The sequence below is a fragment of the Bradyrhizobium sp. SZCCHNS30572 genome, assembly GCF_032484415.1.
Taxonomy (GTDB): Bacteria; Pseudomonadota; Alphaproteobacteria; order Rhizobiales; family Xanthobacteraceae; genus Bradyrhizobium.
On the sequence record NZ_JAUESY010000007.1, the window covers coordinates 11,857 to 31,611 of the forward strand.

19 protein-coding genes are annotated in these 19,755 nt (G+C 63.0%); 17 read left to right on the forward strand and 2 right to left on the reverse strand.

The genetic code is table 11. The annotated features are described in order from the left end of the window. Window positions 1-102 precede the first annotated feature (102 nt). From QX048_RS19880 to QX048_RS19935, 12 genes are all read left to right on the forward strand, one after another. Entirely contained in the window at window positions 103-642 is a 540-nt protein-coding gene (locus QX048_RS19880) for a hypothetical protein (RefSeq protein WP_315716449.1), read from the forward strand. 34 nt (window positions 643-676) lie between these two features. After that, on the forward strand, window positions 677-2,050 hold the full coding sequence (locus tag QX048_RS19885; protein WP_315754263.1) for an MFS transporter: 1,374 nt from the start codon (window positions 677-679) through the stop codon (window positions 2,048-2,050). Between the two features lie 275 nt (window positions 2,051-2,325). Beyond that, window positions 2,326-3,297 carry a P-type conjugative transfer ATPase TrbB gene (trbB, locus tag QX048_RS19890; protein ID WP_315729350.1) on the forward strand — a complete coding sequence of 324 codons (972 nt, stop codon included), beginning with the start codon at window positions 2,326-2,328 and terminating at the stop codon, window positions 3,295-3,297. Next, the gene (locus tag QX048_RS19895; protein ID WP_315754265.1) at window positions 3,294-3,620 is read left to right on the forward strand and encodes a TrbC/VirB2 family protein; all 327 of its coding nucleotides are present in this window, start codon (window positions 3,294-3,296) and stop codon (window positions 3,618-3,620) included. Before trbB ends, QX048_RS19895 begins: the two co-directional genes overlap by 4 nt. Further along, on the forward strand, window positions 3,620-3,883 hold the full coding sequence (locus tag QX048_RS19900) for a VirB3 family type IV secretion system protein (RefSeq protein ID WP_315754267.1): 264 nt from the start codon (window positions 3,620-3,622) through the stop codon (window positions 3,881-3,883). The genes QX048_RS19895 and QX048_RS19900 overlap by 1 nt, the downstream gene beginning before the upstream one ends. A gap of 7 nt (window positions 3,884-3,890) precedes the next feature. Further along, a complete protein-coding gene (gene trbE / locus QX048_RS19905) occupies window positions 3,891-6,332 on the forward strand; it encodes a conjugal transfer protein TrbE (RefSeq protein ID WP_315754269.1) in 2,442 nt (813 codons plus the stop codon). After that, window positions 6,329-7,057: a P-type conjugative transfer protein TrbJ gene (gene trbJ / locus QX048_RS19910; RefSeq protein ID WP_315716471.1), complete on the forward strand. Its 729-nt coding sequence runs from the start codon at window positions 6,329-6,331 to the stop codon at window positions 7,055-7,057. The genes trbE and trbJ overlap by 4 nt, the downstream gene beginning before the upstream one ends. Before the next feature lie 76 nt (window positions 7,058-7,133). Further along, a complete protein-coding gene (gene trbL / locus QX048_RS19915) occupies window positions 7,134-8,345 on the forward strand; it encodes a P-type conjugative transfer protein TrbL (RefSeq protein ID WP_315716443.1) in 1,212 nt (403 codons plus the stop codon). A 1-nt stretch (window position 8,346) separates the two neighbouring features. Further along, window positions 8,347-9,030, forward strand: coding sequence for a conjugal transfer protein TrbF (trbF, locus tag QX048_RS19920; RefSeq protein ID WP_315716441.1), 684 nt, complete (start codon window positions 8,347-8,349; stop codon window positions 9,028-9,030). 32 nt (window positions 9,031-9,062) lie between these two features. After that, complete coding sequence (trbG, locus tag QX048_RS19925) at window positions 9,063-9,995, forward strand: P-type conjugative transfer protein TrbG (protein WP_316200630.1); 933 nt, start codon at window positions 9,063-9,065, stop codon at window positions 9,993-9,995. Beyond that, window positions 9,992-11,209, forward strand: coding sequence for a TrbI/VirB10 family protein (locus QX048_RS19930; RefSeq protein ID WP_316159729.1), 1,218 nt, complete (start codon window positions 9,992-9,994; stop codon window positions 11,207-11,209). The genes trbG and QX048_RS19930 overlap by 4 nt, the downstream gene beginning before the upstream one ends. Window positions 11,210-11,214: 5 nt before the next feature. Continuing rightward, window positions 11,215-11,448: a DUF2274 domain-containing protein gene (locus tag QX048_RS19935; protein ID WP_315754277.1), complete on the forward strand. Its 234-nt coding sequence runs from the start codon at window positions 11,215-11,217 to the stop codon at window positions 11,446-11,448. Window positions 11,449-11,746: 298 nt separating this feature from the next. Here the strand turns inward: QX048_RS19935 and QX048_RS19940 are convergent, their stop codons facing one another. Continuing rightward, entirely contained in the window at window positions 11,747-12,463 is a 717-nt protein-coding gene (locus tag QX048_RS19940) for an acyl-homoserine-lactone synthase (protein WP_315754279.1), read from the reverse strand. 703 nt (window positions 12,464-13,166) lie between these two features. Here QX048_RS19940 and QX048_RS19945 point away from each other — a divergent pair. Continuing rightward, window positions 13,167-13,973, forward strand: a complete 807-nt coding sequence (locus tag QX048_RS19945) for a LuxR family transcriptional regulator (protein WP_316159730.1) — start codon at window positions 13,167-13,169, stop codon at window positions 13,971-13,973. A gap of 407 nt (window positions 13,974-14,380) precedes the next feature. After that, a complete protein-coding gene (locus QX048_RS19950) occupies window positions 14,381-15,958 on the forward strand; it encodes an ABC transporter substrate-binding protein (RefSeq protein WP_316159731.1) in 1,578 nt (525 codons plus the stop codon). Here the strand turns inward: QX048_RS19950 and QX048_RS19955 are convergent. Next, window positions 15,945-16,928 (reverse strand): LysR substrate-binding domain-containing protein, encoded by a 984-nt coding sequence (locus QX048_RS19955; protein ID WP_315754364.1) that lies wholly within the window; start codon window positions 16,926-16,928, stop codon window positions 15,945-15,947. The two genes, QX048_RS19950 and QX048_RS19955, sit on opposite strands and share 14 nt — an antisense overlap. 20 nt (window positions 16,929-16,948) lie before the next feature. Here QX048_RS19955 and QX048_RS19960 point away from each other — a divergent pair, with 20 nt between their 5' ends. From QX048_RS19960 to QX048_RS19970, 3 genes are read left to right on the forward strand one after another with little or no spacing between them, the layout of a single operon-like run. Further along, a complete protein-coding gene (locus QX048_RS19960; protein WP_316200631.1) occupies window positions 16,949-18,067 on the forward strand; it encodes an FAD-dependent oxidoreductase in 1,119 nt (372 codons plus the stop codon). Next, window positions 18,048-18,341 carry a (2Fe-2S)-binding protein gene (locus tag QX048_RS19965; RefSeq protein WP_316187803.1) on the forward strand — a complete coding sequence of 98 codons (294 nt, stop codon included), beginning with the start codon at window positions 18,048-18,050 and terminating at the stop codon, window positions 18,339-18,341. The genes QX048_RS19960 and QX048_RS19965 overlap by 20 nt, the downstream gene beginning before the upstream one ends. Beyond that, the gene (locus tag QX048_RS19970; protein WP_316173079.1) at window positions 18,338-19,735 is read left to right on the forward strand and encodes an FAD-dependent oxidoreductase; all 1,398 of its coding nucleotides are present in this window, start codon (window positions 18,338-18,340) and stop codon (window positions 19,733-19,735) included. Before QX048_RS19965 ends, QX048_RS19970 begins: the two co-directional genes overlap by 4 nt. The last annotated feature ends 20 nt before the right edge of the window (window positions 19,736-19,755 follow it).

Consider the following 19,755-nt stretch of genomic DNA (forward strand, 5'->3'; position numbering starts at 1 on the left):
CGCCAGAGTTTCTTTCCACCCGCCAGGCTTCGAACGTTCGAATCTTGCGCGTGCCAGGCCAGGCAAGCTGACCTAATCGACGGACCAGATGAGGTCCGAACGATGAAGAAGAAACTCACTTTGCAGCTATCCAGCGAGATTCTCGCCCGCCTTGCCGGCGCAGCCGAGGAAAGATGCGTGAACCGCACGATCGTCGTGGAAAAGGCGCTCGAACGGTTTCTAGCCCAGCCGCTGGATGGACCGATGCCGGCGCAAGATCGCCTGCAGGGCCTGGAACAGCAGCTGCAAACGATTCAGCGCGACATCGCGGCCCTCAATGAGACGGTCGCCCTTCATGCACGCTACCATCTGGCGGTGACGTCGCTGGCGGATCAGGAGAGCACGAGCGCAGCAAGGGGCGGTGATCGTGATTTCGACCAGGCGATGCGGATTGGCGCGATCCAAAAGCTGCAGCGTGACTTGTCGGAAAGGCAGCGAGAGACGCGACCCGATGGCGCTGCGCGAGCCGGTCAAGTGAGCCAGCCATTTCCGGCTCAACTTCGCCGCGCCGAGCCTCCAATCGCCGAGGTGTCCTGGGGCGTGCCTGCCGCCGGGGAGGGCGGCGAGGATCCCTTTCGCCTCCCGCCTCAATCGAGCCGTTGAGCGATCCCGCGAGCACGCGGATCACGGCAGTTCGTTGTCGGCCTATGCCTTCGGCCGAAAGGGCACCGAAGCCGGAGACCAAGGCCATCGCGAGATCACAGGCTGGCGGCTCGCCGCCCTGGTGTTTCTGCCCTTCGCAATGGGCTATTTCCTGTCCTATCTGTTTCGCACCATCAATGGACTCGTCTCTGCCAGTCTTGCCTCAGAGCTCGGGTTGAACGCGGCCGACCTTGGTCTGATCACGGCGGCTTACTTCCTGGTCCTTGCGGCTGCCCAGATCCCGGTCGGCATGATGCTCGACCGCTATGGCCCGCGCCGGGTTCAGAGCGCGCTTCTTGTCGTCGCGGCCTTTGGCGCGGAGGCCTTCGCAAGGTCGTCGGGGCCGCTCTCGCTGCTCCTCTCACGCGCCCTGATCGGGCTCGGGGTCGCTGCGGCTCTGACCGCGGGCCTGAAGGCCATTGTTCTGTGGTTTCCGCGCGAGCGGGTGGCGTTGGTCAATGGGTACATGGTCATGCTCGGGGCGCTTGGCGCTGTCAGCGCGACGCTGCCCGCCGAGGCGATCCTGGTGAAGACCGGATGGCGCGGCCTGTTTGACATCCTGGCCATCGCGACCGCTGCAGCGGCGATCCTGATCTATTGCCTGGTGCCGGAGCGCGAAACGCAGGGCTCGTCCGCGTCGGAAGCAGGTGGCTTGCGGAGCATTCTTCGCGACGTCCGGTTCTGGAGGGTCGCGCCGCTATCCGGAGCCTGCATCGGATCGGCGTGGTCGCTCCAGGGCTTATGGGCATCCGCGTGGCTGGCCGACGTGGAGGGCATGACCCGCGCCCAAGTCGTGACAGCGCTGTGTCTGACCGCCCTGATGCTCAGCCTCGGTGCGTGGATGCTCGGTGCGCTGACCAACTGGACACGACGCAGGGGATTAGGTCCAGAGCATGTGCTGGCTTTGATCGCCGTGCTCTCCATGGTGGCGCAGCTGGCGCTGGTATGGCGGCTGCCATTGCCGGCGATCGCGCCATGGCTGATCATCGCGATCGTCGGAGCCGCCACCGTGCTCAGCTTTGCGATCATCTCGGACTATTACCCGAAGGAATTGGCTGGCCGCGCCAACGGGGCCTTGAACGTGGTGCATTTCGGGTGGGGGTTTCTGGCCCAGTACGGGATCGGTGTATTGCTGGCCCAATGGCCGCAATCCAATGGGCACTATCCTGTCATCGCCTATCAGGTTGCCTTCGGAGTGAACCTCGCGCTGCAGGCAGCAGCACTGATTTGGTTTGCCGCTCCACGAGAGCACAGACCGCGATCATCGGAGGCGAGCAGCGGGACCGAATTTGTCATGGCCGACCTCCCCGCGACCTCAAGCGATCGCCCGGCTCCCGCCCGCGAGCCGCCAAGCCATGCCAGATGGTGAGCCGACGTCGCGGCGCCGGTGGCGACCTTCGCCTTCGCTACAGCAGCGTTCGCCGTCGCTCTCGGCCGCGAGGGGGCGGTGCTGCGGGCCCATGACCCGCGCTCTGAAAGCTGCTGCCCCGCCTTGGTGATCTGCTTGTCCCGCCCGAAAGAGCCCTCCTGTCTCTACGCTTTCCTGCGCCAGGCTACACCCGAAGCGCTGTTGGTCTTGCTGCTGCAGGAGGTCTGCATCTTTGATCATCACAAGCGATGCTGACCGCGCTTCAATGATCGGAGATGAGAGTGACCGGCTTCGTCCAGACACAGCGCATCACGCGTGGCACCCGCATGCTGCGGACGGCATTGGGGCCTGCCATCGCGCGTCATCTCGACGATCAATCCGTCGTGGAGATCATGCTCAATCCAGATGGCCGGCTCTGGGTCGATCGGCTCGCGTCTGGCTTGGCCGATACCGGTGAGAGTCTTGCTGCCGGTGATGGCGAGCGCGTCGTCCGGCTGGTCGCGCACCACGTCGGGCTCGAGGTCCATGCGGGCTCTCCGCGCGTGTCGGCGGAGCTGCCGACGACGGGCGAACGTTTTGAAGGCCTGCTGCCGCCGCTCGTTGCAGCCCCGACATTCGCCATCCGCAAGCCCGCGATCGCCGTCTTTACGCTCGACGACTACGTGGCTTGCGGGATTGCGACCGCAGATCAGGCCGGCGCGTTGCGGCGGGCTGTTGCCAACCGCTGCAACATTCTGGTGGCCGGCGGCACCTCGACCGGCAAGACCACGCTGGTCAATGCCTTGCTGGCTGAAGTGGCGATGACCGGCGACCGCATCGTGCTGATCGAGGATACGCTCGAGCTGCAATGCTCGGCGCCCAACCTCGTGACGCTTCGAACCAAGCAGGGTGTGGCGTCGCTTTCGGATCTGGTGCGCGCCGCGCTTCGGCTGCGCCCGGATCGCATTCCGATCGGCGAGGTCCGCGGGCCGGAGGCGCTCGATCTCGTCAAGGCCTGGGGCACCGGCCATCCCGGCGGCATCGGCACCATTCATGCCGGGTCCGCACTCGGCACCCTCCGGCGGCTGGAGCAGCTGGTTCAGGAGGCCGTCGTGAGCGTCCCACGTGCTCTGATTGCCGAGACGATCAACGTGATCGCCGTTCTCGCCGGGCGCGGCTCGCAGCGGCGGCTCGGCGAGCTCGTGCGTGTCGAAGGGCTCTCACCTTGCGGGGACTACATCCTCGTTCCCTTGGGAGATCAGCGATGAAGGCGCGACTGTCTTGCTGGTCCATCGCCACGATTGCGATTGCGGCAGCCGCAGTGCTCGTGGCGGCGGCGCCGGCGCATGCGGCGGGCTCGAACATGCCTTGGGAGCAGCCGCTCAACAAGATCCTGCTTTCAGTCGAGGGACCGGTCGCCAAGATCATCGCCGTGATCATCATCATCACGACGGGTCTGTCACTGGGTTTTGGCGAAACCTCCGGTGGCTTCCGGCGGCTCATCCAGATCGTCTTCGGTCTCTCCATCGCCTTTGCCGCCTCGAGCTTCTTCCTGTCGTTCTTCTCCTTCGGCGGCGGCGTGGTGTTGTGATGGATAGCGAGATCAAGGGCTTCAGCGCGCCTGTGCATCGCTCGCTGACCGAGCCCATTCTGCTCGGGGGCGCGCCGCGATCGGTCGCGATTGTCAACGGCACCGTGTCGGCGGCGCTCGGCCTCGGTTTGCGGCTCTGGCTCTTCGGCCTGCTGCTCTGGTTCGTCTGCCACATGGTCGCGGTCTGGGCGACACGGCGCGATCCGTCCTTTGTCGAGGTCGTGCGCCGCCACCTGCGGATTCCCAATCACCTCAGCCAGTGAGGCTCGCATGTTCAATTTGGCCGAATACCGCCGCACCAATATCCGGCTTGCGGATTTCCTGCCCTGGGCGGCGCTGGTGGACGAGGGCGTCGTTCTCAACAAGGACGGCTCGCTGCAACGGACGGCGCGTTTTCGCGGGCCTGACCTGGAGAGCTCGGTCGCATCCGAGCTCACAGCAGTCGCCTTCCGTCTCAACAACGCTCTGCGGCGCCTGGGGTCGGGCTGGGCGATCTTCGTCGAGGCGCAGCGGCATTCGGCCGGAGCCTACCCAATTTGCGTGTTTCCGGATGCCGCGTCCGCCCTGGTCGATGCCGAGAGAAAGGCACAGTTCGAGGAGCAGGCGGCGCACTACGAGTCGAGCTATTATTTGACGTTTCTGTACCTGCCGCCGCGAGAAGACTTAGCCCGTTCCGAACGCGTGCTCTATGAAGGCGCGCCGCAGCCGGAGGGCTCGCGCGGCCGCGACATCCTGCGCAGCTTTGTCGATCGCACCGACCGCATTCTGCAGCTCGTGGGCGGCTTCATGCCGGAATGCGGCTGGCTCGGCGACGACGCCGTGCTGAGCTATCTGCACTCGACCGTCTCGACCAAGCGCCAGCGGGTCCGCGTCCCTGAAATCCCCATGCATCTGGATGGGCTGCTCGCCGACCAGCCGCTGACCTGCGGCCTCGCGCCGATGCTGGGGGCGGTCAATCTCCGCGTGCTCACCATCATCGGCTTTCCCTCTGCAACGACGCCAGGACTGCTGGACGAATTGAACGGGCTTGCATTCGCCTACCGCTGGTCGACCCGCGCCATCATGCTCGACAAGCAGGATGCCGTGAAGCTCGTGACACGGATCCGCCGGCAGTGGTTTGCCAAGCGCAAATCTCTGGCGGCGATCCTCAAGGAGGTCGTGACCAACGAGGTGGCAAGCCTCGTTGACAGCGACGCCCACAACAAGACCGCTGACGCCGATGCGGCGCTGCAGGATCTCGGCTCCGATGAGATCAGCCAGGCCTATGTCACCGCGACCGTGACGGTGTGGGATCCTGATCCGGCGAGGGCTGACGAGAAGCTGCGCCTGGTGGAGAAGGTGATCCAGGGGCGCGATTTCACCTGCATGACGGAGACTGTGAATGCGGTTGAGGCCTGGCTCGGCAGCCTTCCGGGGCATGTCTATGCCAATGTGCGCCAGCCACCGTTGTCGACGCTGAACCTTGCGCATCTCGTCCCGCTCTCGGCGGTCTGGGCAGGTGAGGTGCGTGACCATCATCTGAGGGCGCCTGCGTTGCTGTTCGGCCGCACCGAGGGCGCGACGCCATTCCGGTTCTCGCTCCATGTCGGCGATGTCGGCCACACGCTGGTGATCGGACCGACCGGAGCTGGCAAATCGGTGCTGCTGGCGCTGATGGCTCTGCAGTTCCGCCGCTATCCGAATGCGCAGATCCTTGCGTTTGATTTCGGCGGCTCCCTGCGGGCCGCCGCGCTTGCCATGGAAGGTGACTGGCATGATCTCGGTGGAGCGCTCTCGGCCGATAGCGAGACCTCGATCGCGCTGCAGCCGCTGGCAGGCATCGGTGATGTGATGGAGCGCGCCTGGGCGGCGGATTGGATCGCCGGCCTGCTGGTCCGCGAGAAGATCGTGGTGACGCCGGACGCCAAGGAGCATCTCTGGTCGGCGCTGACCTCGCTGGCTTCCGCGCCAACTTCTGAGCGGACCCTGACCGGCCTGTCGGTGTTGCTGCAGTCGAACATCTTGAAACGGGCCCTCAAGCCGTATTGCCTCGATGGCGCTCACGGACGACTGCTGGATGCCGATCATGAGCTCGTGGGCGACCGGTCGGTCCAGGTGTTTGAGACCGAGGGGCTGATCGGGACCGCTGCCGCTCCTGCTGTCCTCGCTTATCTGTTCCACAAGATCGCCCGGCAGCTCGACGGCCGCCCGACACTTCTGATCATCGATGAAGGGTGGCTGGCGCTGGACGACGCCGACTTCGCGGGCCAGCTCAGGGAGTGGCTGAAGACCCTGCGCAAGAAGAACGCCTCCGTCGTTTTCGCGACCCAGTCGCTATCCGACATCGACGGCTCGCCGATCGCACCCGCCATCATTGAGAGTTGCCCGAGCCGCATCCTGCTGCCGAACGAGCGGGCGCTCGAGCCGCAGATCATGGGCATCTATCGTCGCTTCGGTCTCAATGATCGTCAGATCGAGCTCGTCAGCCGTGCGGCCCCCAAGCGCGACTATTACTGCCAGTCGCGCCGGGGCAACCGCATGTTCGAGCTCGGTCTCGGCGAGGTCGCGCTCGCCTTTGCCGCGGCGTCGTCCAAGGCCGATCAGGCCGCGATCTCGGACGTTCTGAAGTCCGCCGGCAGGGACGGCTTTGCGGCAGCGTGGTTGCGGCACCTCAAGCTTGGCTGGGCAGCCGACCTCATCCCCGGCCTCGACAATCTGGAGACGCGGCAATGATCTCTGGCAAGCGATGGGCAGCGTCGTTGGCGCTGCTGGTTCTGACCTCGGCGGGTCCGGTGCGGGCCCAGCTCGTCGTCTTCGACCCCAACAATTATGCTCAGAACGTGCTGACCGCCGCACGTGAGCTGCAGCAGATCAACAATCAGATTCTGGCCCTGCAGAACCAGGCAGAGATGTTGATCAATCAGTCGCGCAACCTCGTCAACCTGCCGTATTCGTCATTGACGCAGCTGCAGCAATCGATCCAGCGGACCCAGGATTTGCTCAAGCAGGCTCAGCGCCTGGCCTACGACGTGCAGCAAATCGAGCAGGCGTTCAAGACGGTCTATGCGCCGGCAGCCGCCGGCGCCAGCGCCGCTGACCTCGCGGACAATGCGCGCTCACGCTGGCAGACGTCCGTGGCCGCGCTGCAGGATGCGCTCAAGCTTCAGGCGGGCGTGGTCGGCAATCTCGACACCATCAAGAGCCAGTCCGTCGCGCTGGTTGTCGCGAGCCAAGGAGCCGCCGGCGCCTTGGCTGTCAGGCAAGCCGGCAACCAGATCCTGGCGATGCAGGCGCAACAGCTCGCGGATCTGACGGCGGTTGTGGCCGCCCAGGGACGGGCGCAGAACCTCACCATGGCGGAGCGCGCGGCGGCCCAGGATCAGGCACGCGAACAGCTCCGCCGCTTCCTGACGCAGGGTCAGGGCGACCAGGCCTCCAGCGTACGAATGTTTCACTGATGATGACGAGCGTTCCGGACCAAATTGGCGGATCCCCCGCCGCGGCTGCCCGGCAGCTCATGGTTGAGATTGCCCGATGACAGGAACGGGGATCATCGATCAATTCCTGGAGACCTTTACCCGGACAATCGACAGCGGCTTTGGCCTGGTGGGCGGTGAGGTCGGATATCTCGCAACCACGCTCGTCACCATTGATGTGACGCTTGCTGCGCTCTTCTGGGCGTTTGGCGGCGAGGACGATGTCGTCGCCCGGCTGCTGAAGAAGACCTTGTTTGTCGGCGTGTTCGCCTACCTGATCGGCAATTGGAACAGCCTCGCCCGGGTCGTCTTCGAGAGCTTCGCAGCACTCGGCCTGAAGGCCTCGGGCTCGGCGCTGTCGGCGGCGGACTTCCTGCGCCCGGGCAGGATCGCGCAAGTGGGTCTCGATACCGGGCGGCCGCTCCTCCAGGCGATCTCGGGCCTCCTTGGATATGTGAGCTTCTTCGAGAACTTCCTGCAGATTGCGGTCCTGTTGTTTGCGTGGGTGGTCGTGCTGCTCGCCTTCTTCATTCTGGCCATCCAGCTCTTCGTCACCCTGATCGAGTTCAAGCTCACGACGCTTGCTGGATTCGTGCTCATCCCGTTTGGTCTGTTCGGCAAGACCGCCTTCGCAGCCGAACGTGTGCTCGGCAATGTCATCTCCTCCGGTGTGAAGGTTCTGCTGCTCGCCGTGATCTCAGGAACCGGCTCGACCCTGTTCGGTCAGTTGACCCAGGTGACGAGCGGCGATCCTCCGACCGTCGAGAGTGCCATGGCCCTGGTCCTGGCGTCCCTGGCGCTGCTCGGCCTTGGATTGTTCGGGCCCGGGATCGCCAATGGTCTTGTCAGTGGTGGACCGCAGCTTGGAGCAGGGAGCGCGGTCGGGACGTCGCTTGCAGCGGGTGGTCTCGTCGTGGCCGGCGCCGGCATGGCCGCTGGTGCAGCGGGGCTCGCAGGCGGCGCGATCTCTGGTGCAAGCCGTGCTGTCGCGCCGCTTGGTGCGGCGGCGTCCGGCGGAGGGCGCGTCAGCGGCGCTGCCGCCGAGGCAGCAGGAGCGAACGCGAGTCCCCTTCGCCAAAGGGCGAATGTCCAGGCTGGCGGCTCGGATCAGCCGGGTCAGGCCGATGGCTCGGGCTCTCCGATGTGGGCGCAGCGCATGAAGGCAGCGCGCGCCGTCCATCAGGGCGCATCTACAACGGCACAAGCCGTTCGCCATGCCGAGCGCGGCGGGCAGGGAAGCGCGGTCGATCTCTCCGAGGGGAAATCCTGACATGTTCAAGCGGTCATCTGTTCATTACGGCCGTACGCCCGAGCCGGTGACGCCCTATCAGAAGGCAGCGCAGGTCTGGGATGAGCGCATCGGCTCTGCGCGCGTGCAGGCCAAGAACTGGCGGCTGATGGCATTCGGCTGCCTCACCCTCGCCGCAGGCTTCGCGTCCGCCCTGATCTGGCAGTCGGCCCGCGGTACGGTGACGCCCTGGGTGGTCGAGGTTGGCCATCTCGGCGAGGTCCAGCGGGTAGCGCCTGCGGTGGCTGACTACGTGCCGACCGATCCGCAGGTCGCCTTCCATCTTGCCCGGTTCATTGAGGACGTGAGAGGTCTGCCGGCCGATGGCATCGTGCTGCGCCAGAATTGGCTGCGCGCCTACGACTTCACCACCGATCGCGGCGCGGCTGCCCTGAATGACTATGCCCGCTCCAATGATCCTTTTAGCAAGCTCGGGAAGATCCAGGTCTCGGTCGAGGTCTCCAGTGTGATCCGCGCCTCGCCGGACAGCTTCCGGATCGCCTGGGTCGAGCGTCGCTACGAGAACGGCGCCTCGGTTGCGACCGAACGCTGGAGCGCGATCCTCACCCTCGTGTTCGCCATGCCGGACGATGCTGACCGCCTGCGCAAGAACCCGCTCGGCGTCTACGTCCAAGCCATCAACTGGTCGAAGGAGCTGTCGCAATGAGCAAGCCAATGGTCCGGAGGGCTGGAGGGCCAATGATGGCGGGGGCCGCCGTTCTGGTTCTGCTCTGCAGCTGCACAACGACCAATCTGCCCAAGATCAGCTATGACAGCGAAGCACCACCCTTGCCGGCGCCGCCAGCTGCGCTGGATGGAAAGGTTCAGCCGCTTCATCTTCCGCCGCCCTGGAAAGTGTCCCTTGGTGGCAAGGCGGGAGCCCAGGAAGAAGCGGAGCCGCTCGACCGCGTCGAGATGGCCAATAGCGCGGCGCGGGTCGAACCGCGCAAGAAGGGCTACTTCAACGCGACGCAGATCTATGCCTACAGTCCCGGCGCGCTCTATCAGGTCTATGCGGCGCCCGGGCAGATCACCGACATCATGCTCGAGGAAGGTGAACAGCTCACAGGGTCGGGGCCCGTGTCCGCCGGCGACACCGTGCGCTGGGTCGTAGGCGATACCGAGAGCGGTGCGGGCGAACGCCGCCACGTCCACATCCTGGTCAAGCCGACGCGTGCCGCGATCGAAACCAATCTCATCGTCAACACCGACCGGCGGACCTATCTCCTCGAGCTGCGCGCTCGTGACAAGCCGTATATGCCCGCTGTGGCCTGGTACTATCCCCAGAATGCCGAGACGAGAGCGCGCCAGCTCGTCTTGAGGCCGGAGCTGCCCAATCCGGCGCTGCGACGCTTCCGCTATCGCATCGAGGGGGATGATCCGCCATGGAGGCCGGTCAACGCCTATGACGACGGTCGCAAGGTCTATATCGAGTTTGCCCCTGGCATCGTGCAGGGTGAATTGCCGCCCTTGTTCGTCATCGGGAGCGATGGTGCGCCCGAGATCGTCAACTACCGTGCCTTCCGCAACATCATGATCGTCGATCGGCTGTTTGCCGCAGCCGAGTTGCGCCTCGGCGGCGAGGAGCAGCGCAAGGTCCGGATCGTCAGAACCGACGGAGCCTCAGGGTGAAAAACGAGGAGGATGAGGCTTCTGCGTCTCAGGCTCCGTCTGCAGCCGAGAAGGCTGAGCGTCGCACGAAAAGAATGCGCCTGAACGGAGATCTTCCGCCGGTTACGCGGCTGTCGCGCAATGTCCTGGCCGGCGGCAGTGCAGTTGCGCTCCTGTTGATGGGAGGCGCCGTCGTCTGGACATTGCAGACCAACAGGCCGAGCAAATCGGGTCCATCCGAGCTCTACAGCACTGATCATCACGACATCGCGGACGGGGTTTCGGCCCTGCCGCGTGACTACGCCAGTCTTCCCAAGAATCTCCCGACAAACGTCCCAGTGATCGGACCGCCGCTGCCCGGGGATCTCGGCAAGGCGATTGTCGCTGCGCAGGGCCAGGCACTTGCGGTCACCCCCGATCAGGAGCAGCTCCGCCATGAGCAGGAGCGGGATGCCGCTCGCTTGAGCCGCCTGTTTGCGACGGTCAATGTTCGTGGCACCGAGGCCGCGGCGAGCGGGCCTCAGACCAGCGAACGCGCGGGCGCGATGTCCAGTCCCGACGACGCATTCGCCCAGAATGGCCAGGACCGCAAGCTCGCCTTCGTCAATGCCGCGGTCGATCGCCGGACCACGAGTCCCGACCGTGTCAGCCGGCCGGCCTCCCCCTATGTGGTTCAGGCCGGGACCGTGATTGCGGGCGCCCTGATCACGGGCATTCGCTCCGACCTGCCGGGGCAGATCACCGCTCAGGTCACCGAGAACGTGTTCGATTCGCCGTCAGGCCGCTTCCTGCTTGTCCCGCAGGGCGCGCGGCTGATCGGGATATACGATAGCCAGGTGACGGCCGGGCAATCGCGCGTGCTCCTGGTCTGGACCAGGCTGATCATGCCCAATGGACGGTCGATCGTCCTGGAACGGCAGCAGGGCGCCGACGCTGCCGGTTATTCGGGTCTCTCGGACGAGGTTGATAACCACTTCAGGCAGCTGGTTGGCGCAGCGCTGCTCTCGACGCTGCTCTCGATGGGCAGCGAGGTCAACGCGGGCACCAATCAAAATACGAACAACGCCGCGATCATCCAGGCGCTCCGCCAGGGCTTCGGCAACTCCATGAGCCGCACAGGTCAGCAGCTGGTTGGTCAGCAGATGAACGTCCAGCCGACTCTGACAGTGAGGCCGGGCTTTCCGGTCCGCGTGATCGTCAATCGTGATCTCGTGCTCGAGCCGTATCAGGGGTAGCAGTCATGGCGAAGCTGAAGATCTCGGAACTTCCCGATGAGAAGCCGGTCAAAATCACGGTCGAACTGTCAGCGAGCGTATTTCGCGATCTGCAGGCCTATGCCGAAGCTGTCGGCCGCCATTCGGACCAGCCGGCCAATGATCTTGGTCGCCTGGCCTCGGCAATGGTGGCACGTTTCATGGCGGCTGATCGGGCGTTTGCCAAGTCGAAGCGGGCACCAGCCATCAAGGCCAGATAGTCCCGGAGCCACGCATCGCGTTGGCTTCCTCCGCAATGCATACAAACCAGGACCGACTGGCGCTCAAAGTTGATACATTCGGTGTTCCTGAAGCAGGAAGCTTGTGAGCGGCAAATCCAGCGTGGCAGGCTTTCTTGAGCGAAGGAGCCGACGCGTTGATCGCCACCGATTGCGGTGATGCCGCATCTTCTCCAGAGACGGTCAATCGCGCTGAGGCCCAAAGCCTGATGCAAGCGCTGATCGGCCCTCACTGGCGGGCCCTGCGGCGGCAAGATGGTCGAAGGTTCGGGGATCGCGCTCATCCAGCCTCCACGAGCCCTTCCAACTCTGGGCTGCAGGCCAGTCCTTTGGGCTCCGATGGAGCATCCTCTGCCAAGCGCGGGGACAATGCTGATGGGACAGGCCCAGGAGAAGGGCTTTCATGCAGCGCTTTAGGGACGCCTGTATGCTGGCGAACCAATTCCAGCACGGCTGATGATACCCCGATATAGGCTGCCCCAATGTCATGCCCCGGAAACGGCAGCTTCGCTCCCAGTGGCCTCACCGGGCAGCCATGGGCAGCGATGACATTCTTGAAGATCCAGCTGGGCATGACACCAAGATAGGACGAGATGCCGTTGGCGAGGCCGAATTCCTGACAAGCCTGTATGAGCTGCCCGATCACTCGGCGCCGTCCGCCGGTGCTCAGCGCACGATCACAGCCGAATCGCGATGCTTCCCAGATTTCGTCCGAATGCGGCAGCAAGCCTTCAACCAGATTAGGCCACAAGGACTTGACCATGTAGGGGCGTGTGGTCGGAATCAGCCGCGCAGTTCCAAGCGCCTGATCTTGCTCGTCCACGACAAGGATGTAGGTGGCTGCCGGTGTGTCGAACTCATCATATTCCATGCCCTGATAATGAGGCACGGACCACCCCTGGCGCTCGACGAACATCCGGTACCGCAACCGATGATGCGAAATCCAGGCTTCGCCATATCGATGGACGGTTTCCCACCTGACTAAAAGGGTACGCATGAGCATCTTCCAATGTGCCACGTGACGGGAAGATGCAGACTAATCGGCACAGCGTCAGCGAGGCAGCTACCCAGTCGAGTAGTTCGCGCGTCTGTGGAGCGGCTGCTGTCCTACCGGCTGCTCAGAGGAAGACAACTGTCAGACATCGCCCCAATATCACCTACAATCTGGCGCAATTCTGAGTTGTATTGGGGTGTAGTTCTTGGCTTTTGCAAGGCTCGTCCAGGCCCGTTTGAACGGGTTCAGCTTGGGATGGCCGCGAGGCCTGACTTGCGCGTGCTGCGTGCCGGGAGAATGTCCCTGGTGCGCATGATCCGATCGAAACTTGTACCAGCAATCTCGTGCATGCTGACACAAGTGCCGAAGATCGCTCATCAAACAGGCACTTTGCTGCGCGATCTGATTGCCGGAGTCGGCAAGATCGTCAGGGCCGCCGCTTCCGGAGAAGGGCATTGTTGATGACATCGCGGCTTCTGAAAAAATCAATCGAATATGATCGTCAATTGCACGACGGAGCGTATCATGGTACGGTCTACCTCAGGTTGGGTTGGAGTTTGGACAAGCAAGCGCCTGCTTCTCGCCTTGATAGAGGCAGACGAGGGGGCAAGGACGGACCGTCGGCAATCGGGACATTCAGACGGATTCGTTTTCACGATCACATCTGGGCGGAAGTTTGCGCAGCTTTGTCTGCCGTGAGGTAGCAATGGACCTCTTCAGCTTCATCGATTGTGCAAACCGCACGCAGTCGCTGTCCGACCTCTTCGATCTTCTCGTCAGTTCTGCAGCCGATGAGGGGTTCGGCCAAGTGGCTTATGGCGCCCTGAACTATGAAGAGACGGTACGGCTGCCAGAGCATCCTATGCCGGCCGTCGCTCTCAACTTTCCGCTCGATTGGCGAGAGCACTATTTCGAGCGCAAGTATCACGAGATCGATCCGGTCGTCAGGCGAACCCCGTTTCATAGCAGTCCATTCATGTGGGATCAGCTGCTCGAGCAGAAGCAGCTGCAGGATGGCGAGCGGTTGGTCCTTCGTGAGAGCCGCGAAGCCGGTCTCAAGCACGGGGTGAGCGTGCCGCTGTTTGGGCCATCGGGGCGCATCTCCGTTCTATCCTTTGCATCCAGCTTCGACGATGCCGACCCGATCCGGCATATGAAGCATCTTCACGCCTTGGCGTGTCAGTTCCATGTTGCTTTTGGCGAGCTTGCCCAGCCAGCGATGGGCAAGAAGGCGATTGGGCTCTCGCAGCGCGAACGCGAATGCCTGAAGTGGACCGCAGAGGGCAAATCCTCCTGGGATATCGGAATCATCCTCAAGATCAGCGAAAACACGATCAACTTCCACCTCAAGAAGGCGATGAGAAAGCTTGGCACGAACAGCCGGACGGTCGCCGTCGTGAGGGCGATAAGGCTTGGTCTCATTGAGATCCCTGGATTATCCGGCCCATCCGTGTCGGCGTGGATCGACAGGCCACCGACTGAAGCCGACGCCGCCCAACCGTTGCCGCTCTGACACTCACGACGAAGCGCCGTTCCTGCGCGGCGCGCAATTGGCGAAACGGCGCGATGGTCGCGCGCAATCGCCAGCTTTGAGATCAATCGCTTCCGTAAGCCAACCACGGCGCGTCCTCCATCGATGCGCGCGGCGGTGTGGCGGCACAGGGTTCCGCGTGCCGCCTGTGACGGAGCTATGCTCACGCTCTCATGGGGGCCGTTCCGGATGGAGGCGACGCGCTCCGGGTAGACGGTTCGCCGGGTCTGCAGTCGCTGCCGCCTGGGTCCTGGTACTCGAACTTTTGGGTCGCGGTTGAGCTTCGCCGTTAGCCCATAACGCCCAAGAATAGGTCTCCTTGATTTCGGACTTTGACAGAGATGCAGGACTCTTCCAGCCTGATGCGTGGGCAACGGGCGAGGCACCGGATGAAGTACGTCTCTATGAAGTACGTCTATATGTTGGCTTTCTGCATCGCCGTCACGGTGAACGCGACCGGTGATGTGTCTGCAGCGGAAGCCCCGGAGATCACCCTGCAAATCGGGGCCGGTGGATCAGACATTACCACGCTCGACCCCCATCGTGCGACGACCAGCACCGACAAGCCGCTGATCGGCCTGATGTTCAACGGCCTGGTTCGATTCAAGCCAGGGAGCGCGGACCCTAAGGATCTCGAGCCCGATCTCGCCGAGCGGTGGGAAACGTCCCCAGACGGACGAGTCTGGACCTTCTTCCTCCGAAAGGGCGTCAAGTTTCACGGCGACTGGGGCAGCCTCACCGCAGATGATGTCGTCTACTCGCTGACACGTGCCGCAGACCCCAGCCGATCGAGCTTCGCTGCAGACTTCTCCGCGGTGGAGAGCATCGCCAAGGTAGACGGGTCCACCGTTCGCATGACCCTGAAGTATCCAGATCCGAATTTCCTCGGCCGCTTGTCCAACTATCACGGCGGAAACATTGTCTGCAAAAGAGCAGTGGAGGAGCTCGGAGACAAGTTTGCCTCCAATCCCGTCGGTACGGGTCCGTTTGCGTTTTCAGAGCATGAAACGCAGCGGCATGTGAAGCTGGTCGCAAACGAGGGCTATTTCCGCGGCCGGCCGCAGATCAGCAATATCATGTACCGTACGATCCCCTCCGACAGCGCCCGCGAGCTCGCCTTTGCGTCTGGAGAGCTCGACGTCATCCAAGGCCGGCGCGAGCAACGCTGGGTCGATATGACCCGCCAGCGCGGCAACATGGTCGTTGATGTCTTCCGTCCAGGAGAGTTTCGAACGCTTCACATCAACAGCAGTATTCCGCCGCTCGATGACCTGAAGGTCCGACAGGCAATCGCCGCTGCGGTCAATCTCGACGATCTCGTGCAGTTTGTCGGTAAGAGCGTCAGTCTGAAAGGCTGCTCGGTCGTGCCCCCGGGCTATATCGGAGAGGACTGTTCATCAGGGGCTTATGCTTACGATCCGGTGAAGGCCAAGGCACTTCTGGCCGAAGCGGGCTACCCAAATGGCCTGACGCTCAAGGTCGTGGTGTCCAACATCTCGGCTATCCTGCCGACAATGGAAATTATTCAGCGCCAGCTCGCAAAGGCCGGTATCAAGCTGGATATGAGCGTTGTCGATCACGCCACGTATCAGAGCCAGATTCGCGGCAATGCCAGCGCTCTGGTGTTTTATGGCGCCGCCAGATTTCCGGTCGCCGACACGTACCTGACCGAGTTCTATCACTCGAGCTCGAGCATTGGAAAGCCGACGGCGGTTGCCAATTTCTCCCATTGCGACGTTGCGGACGCAGACATACAGGCGGCGCGGGTGGAAGGCAGTGTGGAGCGGCAGCAGGAGCTGTGGAAGGAGGCTCAGCGCAAGATCCACGACGCCGTCTGTTCTGTTCCGCTGTTTGAGCTTCAGCAGGTCTGGGGGCACAGCAAGCGTGTCAACTACGGCTATGAGCTCAAAGGAGCCATGAACCTCGCTCCGCCGATCACCGAGGCGACGACGCTTATGCCGCGCTGAGCGACTCCTGGGAGAGCCGTGCGGCCGTCGTGCGCGCCTGCTGGAGGAAGGCGTCGACCAGACTTGCATTGCGGCTGTCGCGCATTCGACAGAGCTGGAAGTCGTAGGACAAAGCGGGCTCGAAGCGTCTGATGGCCAGACGGTCCTGAAGCCCGCTGAACATCAAAGGGTGAACCAGCGCGACGCCGAGGCCGGCTGCCACGAATTCGCACAGGGTCGGCGAGACATTGGCAACGAGCACGGTGTTGGGTCTGACGTTGTAGGCGTCGAACATCGTCGCAATGCACTGACCGGCCTGGCTCTCAGGGTCGAAAGACACGAAGGGGATGTTGTCGAGATCATCCGGCTCCACAACGTTCTTCATGGCGAGAGGATGATCGGTCGGCATGATGCAGACGAGCGGGTGCTGGGTCAGCGGTTCGGCGATCACATAGGGATTGTCGATCCGCGAGCTGACAAGGCCGACATCGAGCTTGCGTGTGACCAGCCAATCCACGATCCATTCCGAGCTGCGTGACTTGACCGAGCAGAACACGTTGGGATGCTGCTGAAGGAAGCCCATCGTCGCCTGCTGGATGAACGAACGCGACAAAGCCGGCATGACTCCGACAAGAAGCTGCCCCTGCTCCTCGCGGCGGATCGCCTCGACGGCATTCTCCACCTGGCGGACACCTGAAAAAATACGATCAATCTCCTTGTAAAGCCGCATGCCGCGCTCTGTCGGAGCAAGACGGCCCTTGACGCGATCGAACAGGCTGAGCCCGGTATCCTCTTCGAGATGAGCGATCAGTTTGCTCATCGCGGGCTGGGAGATGTTGAGGATCAAAGCGGCTCGGCTGATCGAGCCGCTCTCGATCACCGCTTTGAACGCCTCGACCTGTCTGAGATTGATCTGACGAGCCATCCCATAACCCTGAAGAATACAGCCAGAGATTTTCGACTTTGACCAAATATCTCTTTTTGTCGTCATATTGGGCAAGAGGAAATCTGATGCATCCTGAGATAATAGTTATCGGTGCGGGCACGGTTGGTGCTGCGATCGCTTATGGGCTTGCGCGAAGACAATGCCGAGTGCTCGTGCTCGACGGTGACGATCGCGACCATCGTGCGGCGCGGGCCAATTTCGGCCTTGTTTGGCTACAGGGCAAAGGCCAGAACATGCCCGCCTATCAGCAGCTGTCACGCCGTAGCGTCGACATGTGGTCCGACTTTGCGTCGGAACTCACTGATCTGGCCGCGTTGGATCTTCAGTATGAGCAGAATGGCGGTTTGGCGTTCTGCCTCGGAGATGACGCGTTCGAGAAGCGCCGCTTGGACCTTCAGCGGCTGCAGAATCAGCTCGGCGGAGCGGAGGCGGATTGGCGGATGCTCGATCGCGCTGAACTGGCCAAACTGCTTCCGAAGGTTCGATTGGGGCCTGACGTGGCCGGCGCCAGCTTCGGCCAGCGGGACGGGCATGCCAATCCGCTTCAGCTCCTTGCGGCTCTTCATGCCGGAATCCTGCGTCTGGGTGGAGATCTGCGCCCAAACGCTGCGGTGCGGCAGATCGTGCCCAGCGAGGCGGGCTTTACGGTGACGTTCGGAAACGAGACCGTCAGTGCGCCGCGCGTGCTGATCGCTGCGGGTCTCGGGTCTCAGGCGCTGGCGCGGCAAGTGGGTCTTGAAATCCCGCTGCGGCCTCAACGCGGGCAGATCCTGGTGACCGAGCGCCTTGAACCATTTCTGCCTCTGCCGACGAGTGGCTTGCGTCAGACCCGGGAAGGCACCGTGATGATCGGTGCTACCCATGAGGAGACCGGTTTCGATAGCTCCGCGACCGCGATCGCGGCGGCAGATCTCAGTCGGCGGACGCTTCGCATCGTGCCGGGGCTTGCTGAGGCAAAATTGGTTCGGCAGTGGGCCGGGTTGCGCATCATGACCCCTGACGGGTGTCCCGTCTACGCCCAGTCCCAGAAGCACCGGGGAGCCTTCGTGGCGTTGTGCCATTCAGGCGTCACGCTTGCAGCTCTGCATTCCACCGTCTTGGCCGATGCCATCTCGGCCGGCCAGTTGCCGGATTCGCTCGATATCTTTCATCAGAGTCGCTTTGATGTTCCGAAAGCTGCATGAGCCCGTTGAGACCGTGACGGTCTATATCGAAGGCAAACCTGTCACGGCGGAGCCGGGCGAAAGCCTGGCAGCTGTGCTGCTCCGGCAGGCTGTCGTCTGGTCACGCCCCACGCCGGTCAAAGGGAGCGGGCGAGCTCCCTATTGTATGATCGGCGTCTGCTTCGACTGTCTCGCTCAGGTGGATGGAATCGCCTCGGTTCAGACCTGCATGACCCCGGTTCAGGAGGGCATGAAGGTTGAGCGCCAGCAGCGTAAGCGGTGCTTGCCGTCATGAGCACCACCGATCTTCTCATCGTAGGGGCTGGCCCTGCTGGCATGACAGCGGCCATCACAGCCCGCCGCTATGGAATTGACGTCCTGGTTGTGGACGATCAAAGTTCTCCTGGCGGGCAGATCTGGCGCTCGGTCGAAACCCAAGCGGCGACCCCGAGGGGAGCCATCCTTGGAAGGACTTATCAGGACGGAAAGGCTGCGACCGATGCATTCCGCGCCAGTGGCGCGCGGTACGAGCCTCGTACACAGCTTTGGCAGGTTGAACCTGGTTTTCGTGCCTTCGTGACCCATGATGGCAAGGCCAGGACGATCGAGGCGCGCGCCATCATCCTCGCAACCGGCGCCCAGGAGCGGCCTGCTCCCTTCCCAGGCTGGACACTGCCGGGAGTCCTCACGGTGGGTGCCGCTCAGGTCCTGTTGAAGACCGCCGGGCAGATCCCCTCCAAGCCGGTCTGGGTCGCTGGTTGTGGCCCGTTGCCGCTTCTCTACCTCGTTCAGTTGCTCAACGCCGGAGGTCAGATCGCCGGCTATCTGGACACGACACCGGCCGGGAGTCATTGGGCGGCGCTCCGGCATCTGCCGAAGGCCCTGCGTGCCAGTGGGGCGCTCCTCAAAGGGCTCGCGTGGACGGCCGTCCTTCGACACCGGCGTGTGCCCGTCGTCCGTCATGTCATCGACCTCGTGGCGCACGGATCGGACCGGATCGAATCCATCAGCTATCGAACGGCCGATGCACAAGAGAAGACCGTTTCCGCGGATAATCTGTTTGTGCATGAAGGTGTCGTGCCGAACGTCCATGCACCGCTGGGGCTGGGCTGCGCGGTTGAATGGTGTGACGAGCAGGATTGCTACGTTCCGGTTCTCGATCAATGGGGTGAAACGACCAAAGCCGGTATCTTCATTGCCGGGGACGGCGCGGGCATTGCTGGTGCGAAGGCCGCGCAATTTCGTGGGGCGCTCGCAGCACACAGGCTGGCAGTCAAGCTCGGCTATGCGGACGAGCAGATCGTGCTCAAGCAAGCGCTGCGCGTTCAAAAGAGTTTGGCTCGCGAACTTGCCTTGCGGCCTTTTCTTGACACCATGTTCAGACCCCACGGCAGGATTTTTAGTCCGTCCGATGAGACCGTCGTATGCCGCTGCGAGGAGGTCACGGCAGGAGAGATCCGGGCGATGGCGCAGATCGGCGGCTCCGGCCCGAACCAGATCAAGGCCTTCACGCGTGCAGGGATGGGCCCCTGCCAGGGGCGGCAATGCGGTTATAGCGTCACCCGCATCCTCGCGGAAATCCAAGATTGTCCCGCAAGGGAGGTCGGCTTCTATCGCGTCAGGCCCCCGCTCAAGCCCGTGACGCTTGGAGAGCTGGCCACACTCGATCAAAAGGAGGAGGTGTTGTGAGGCACTTTCCTTGTCTGGAG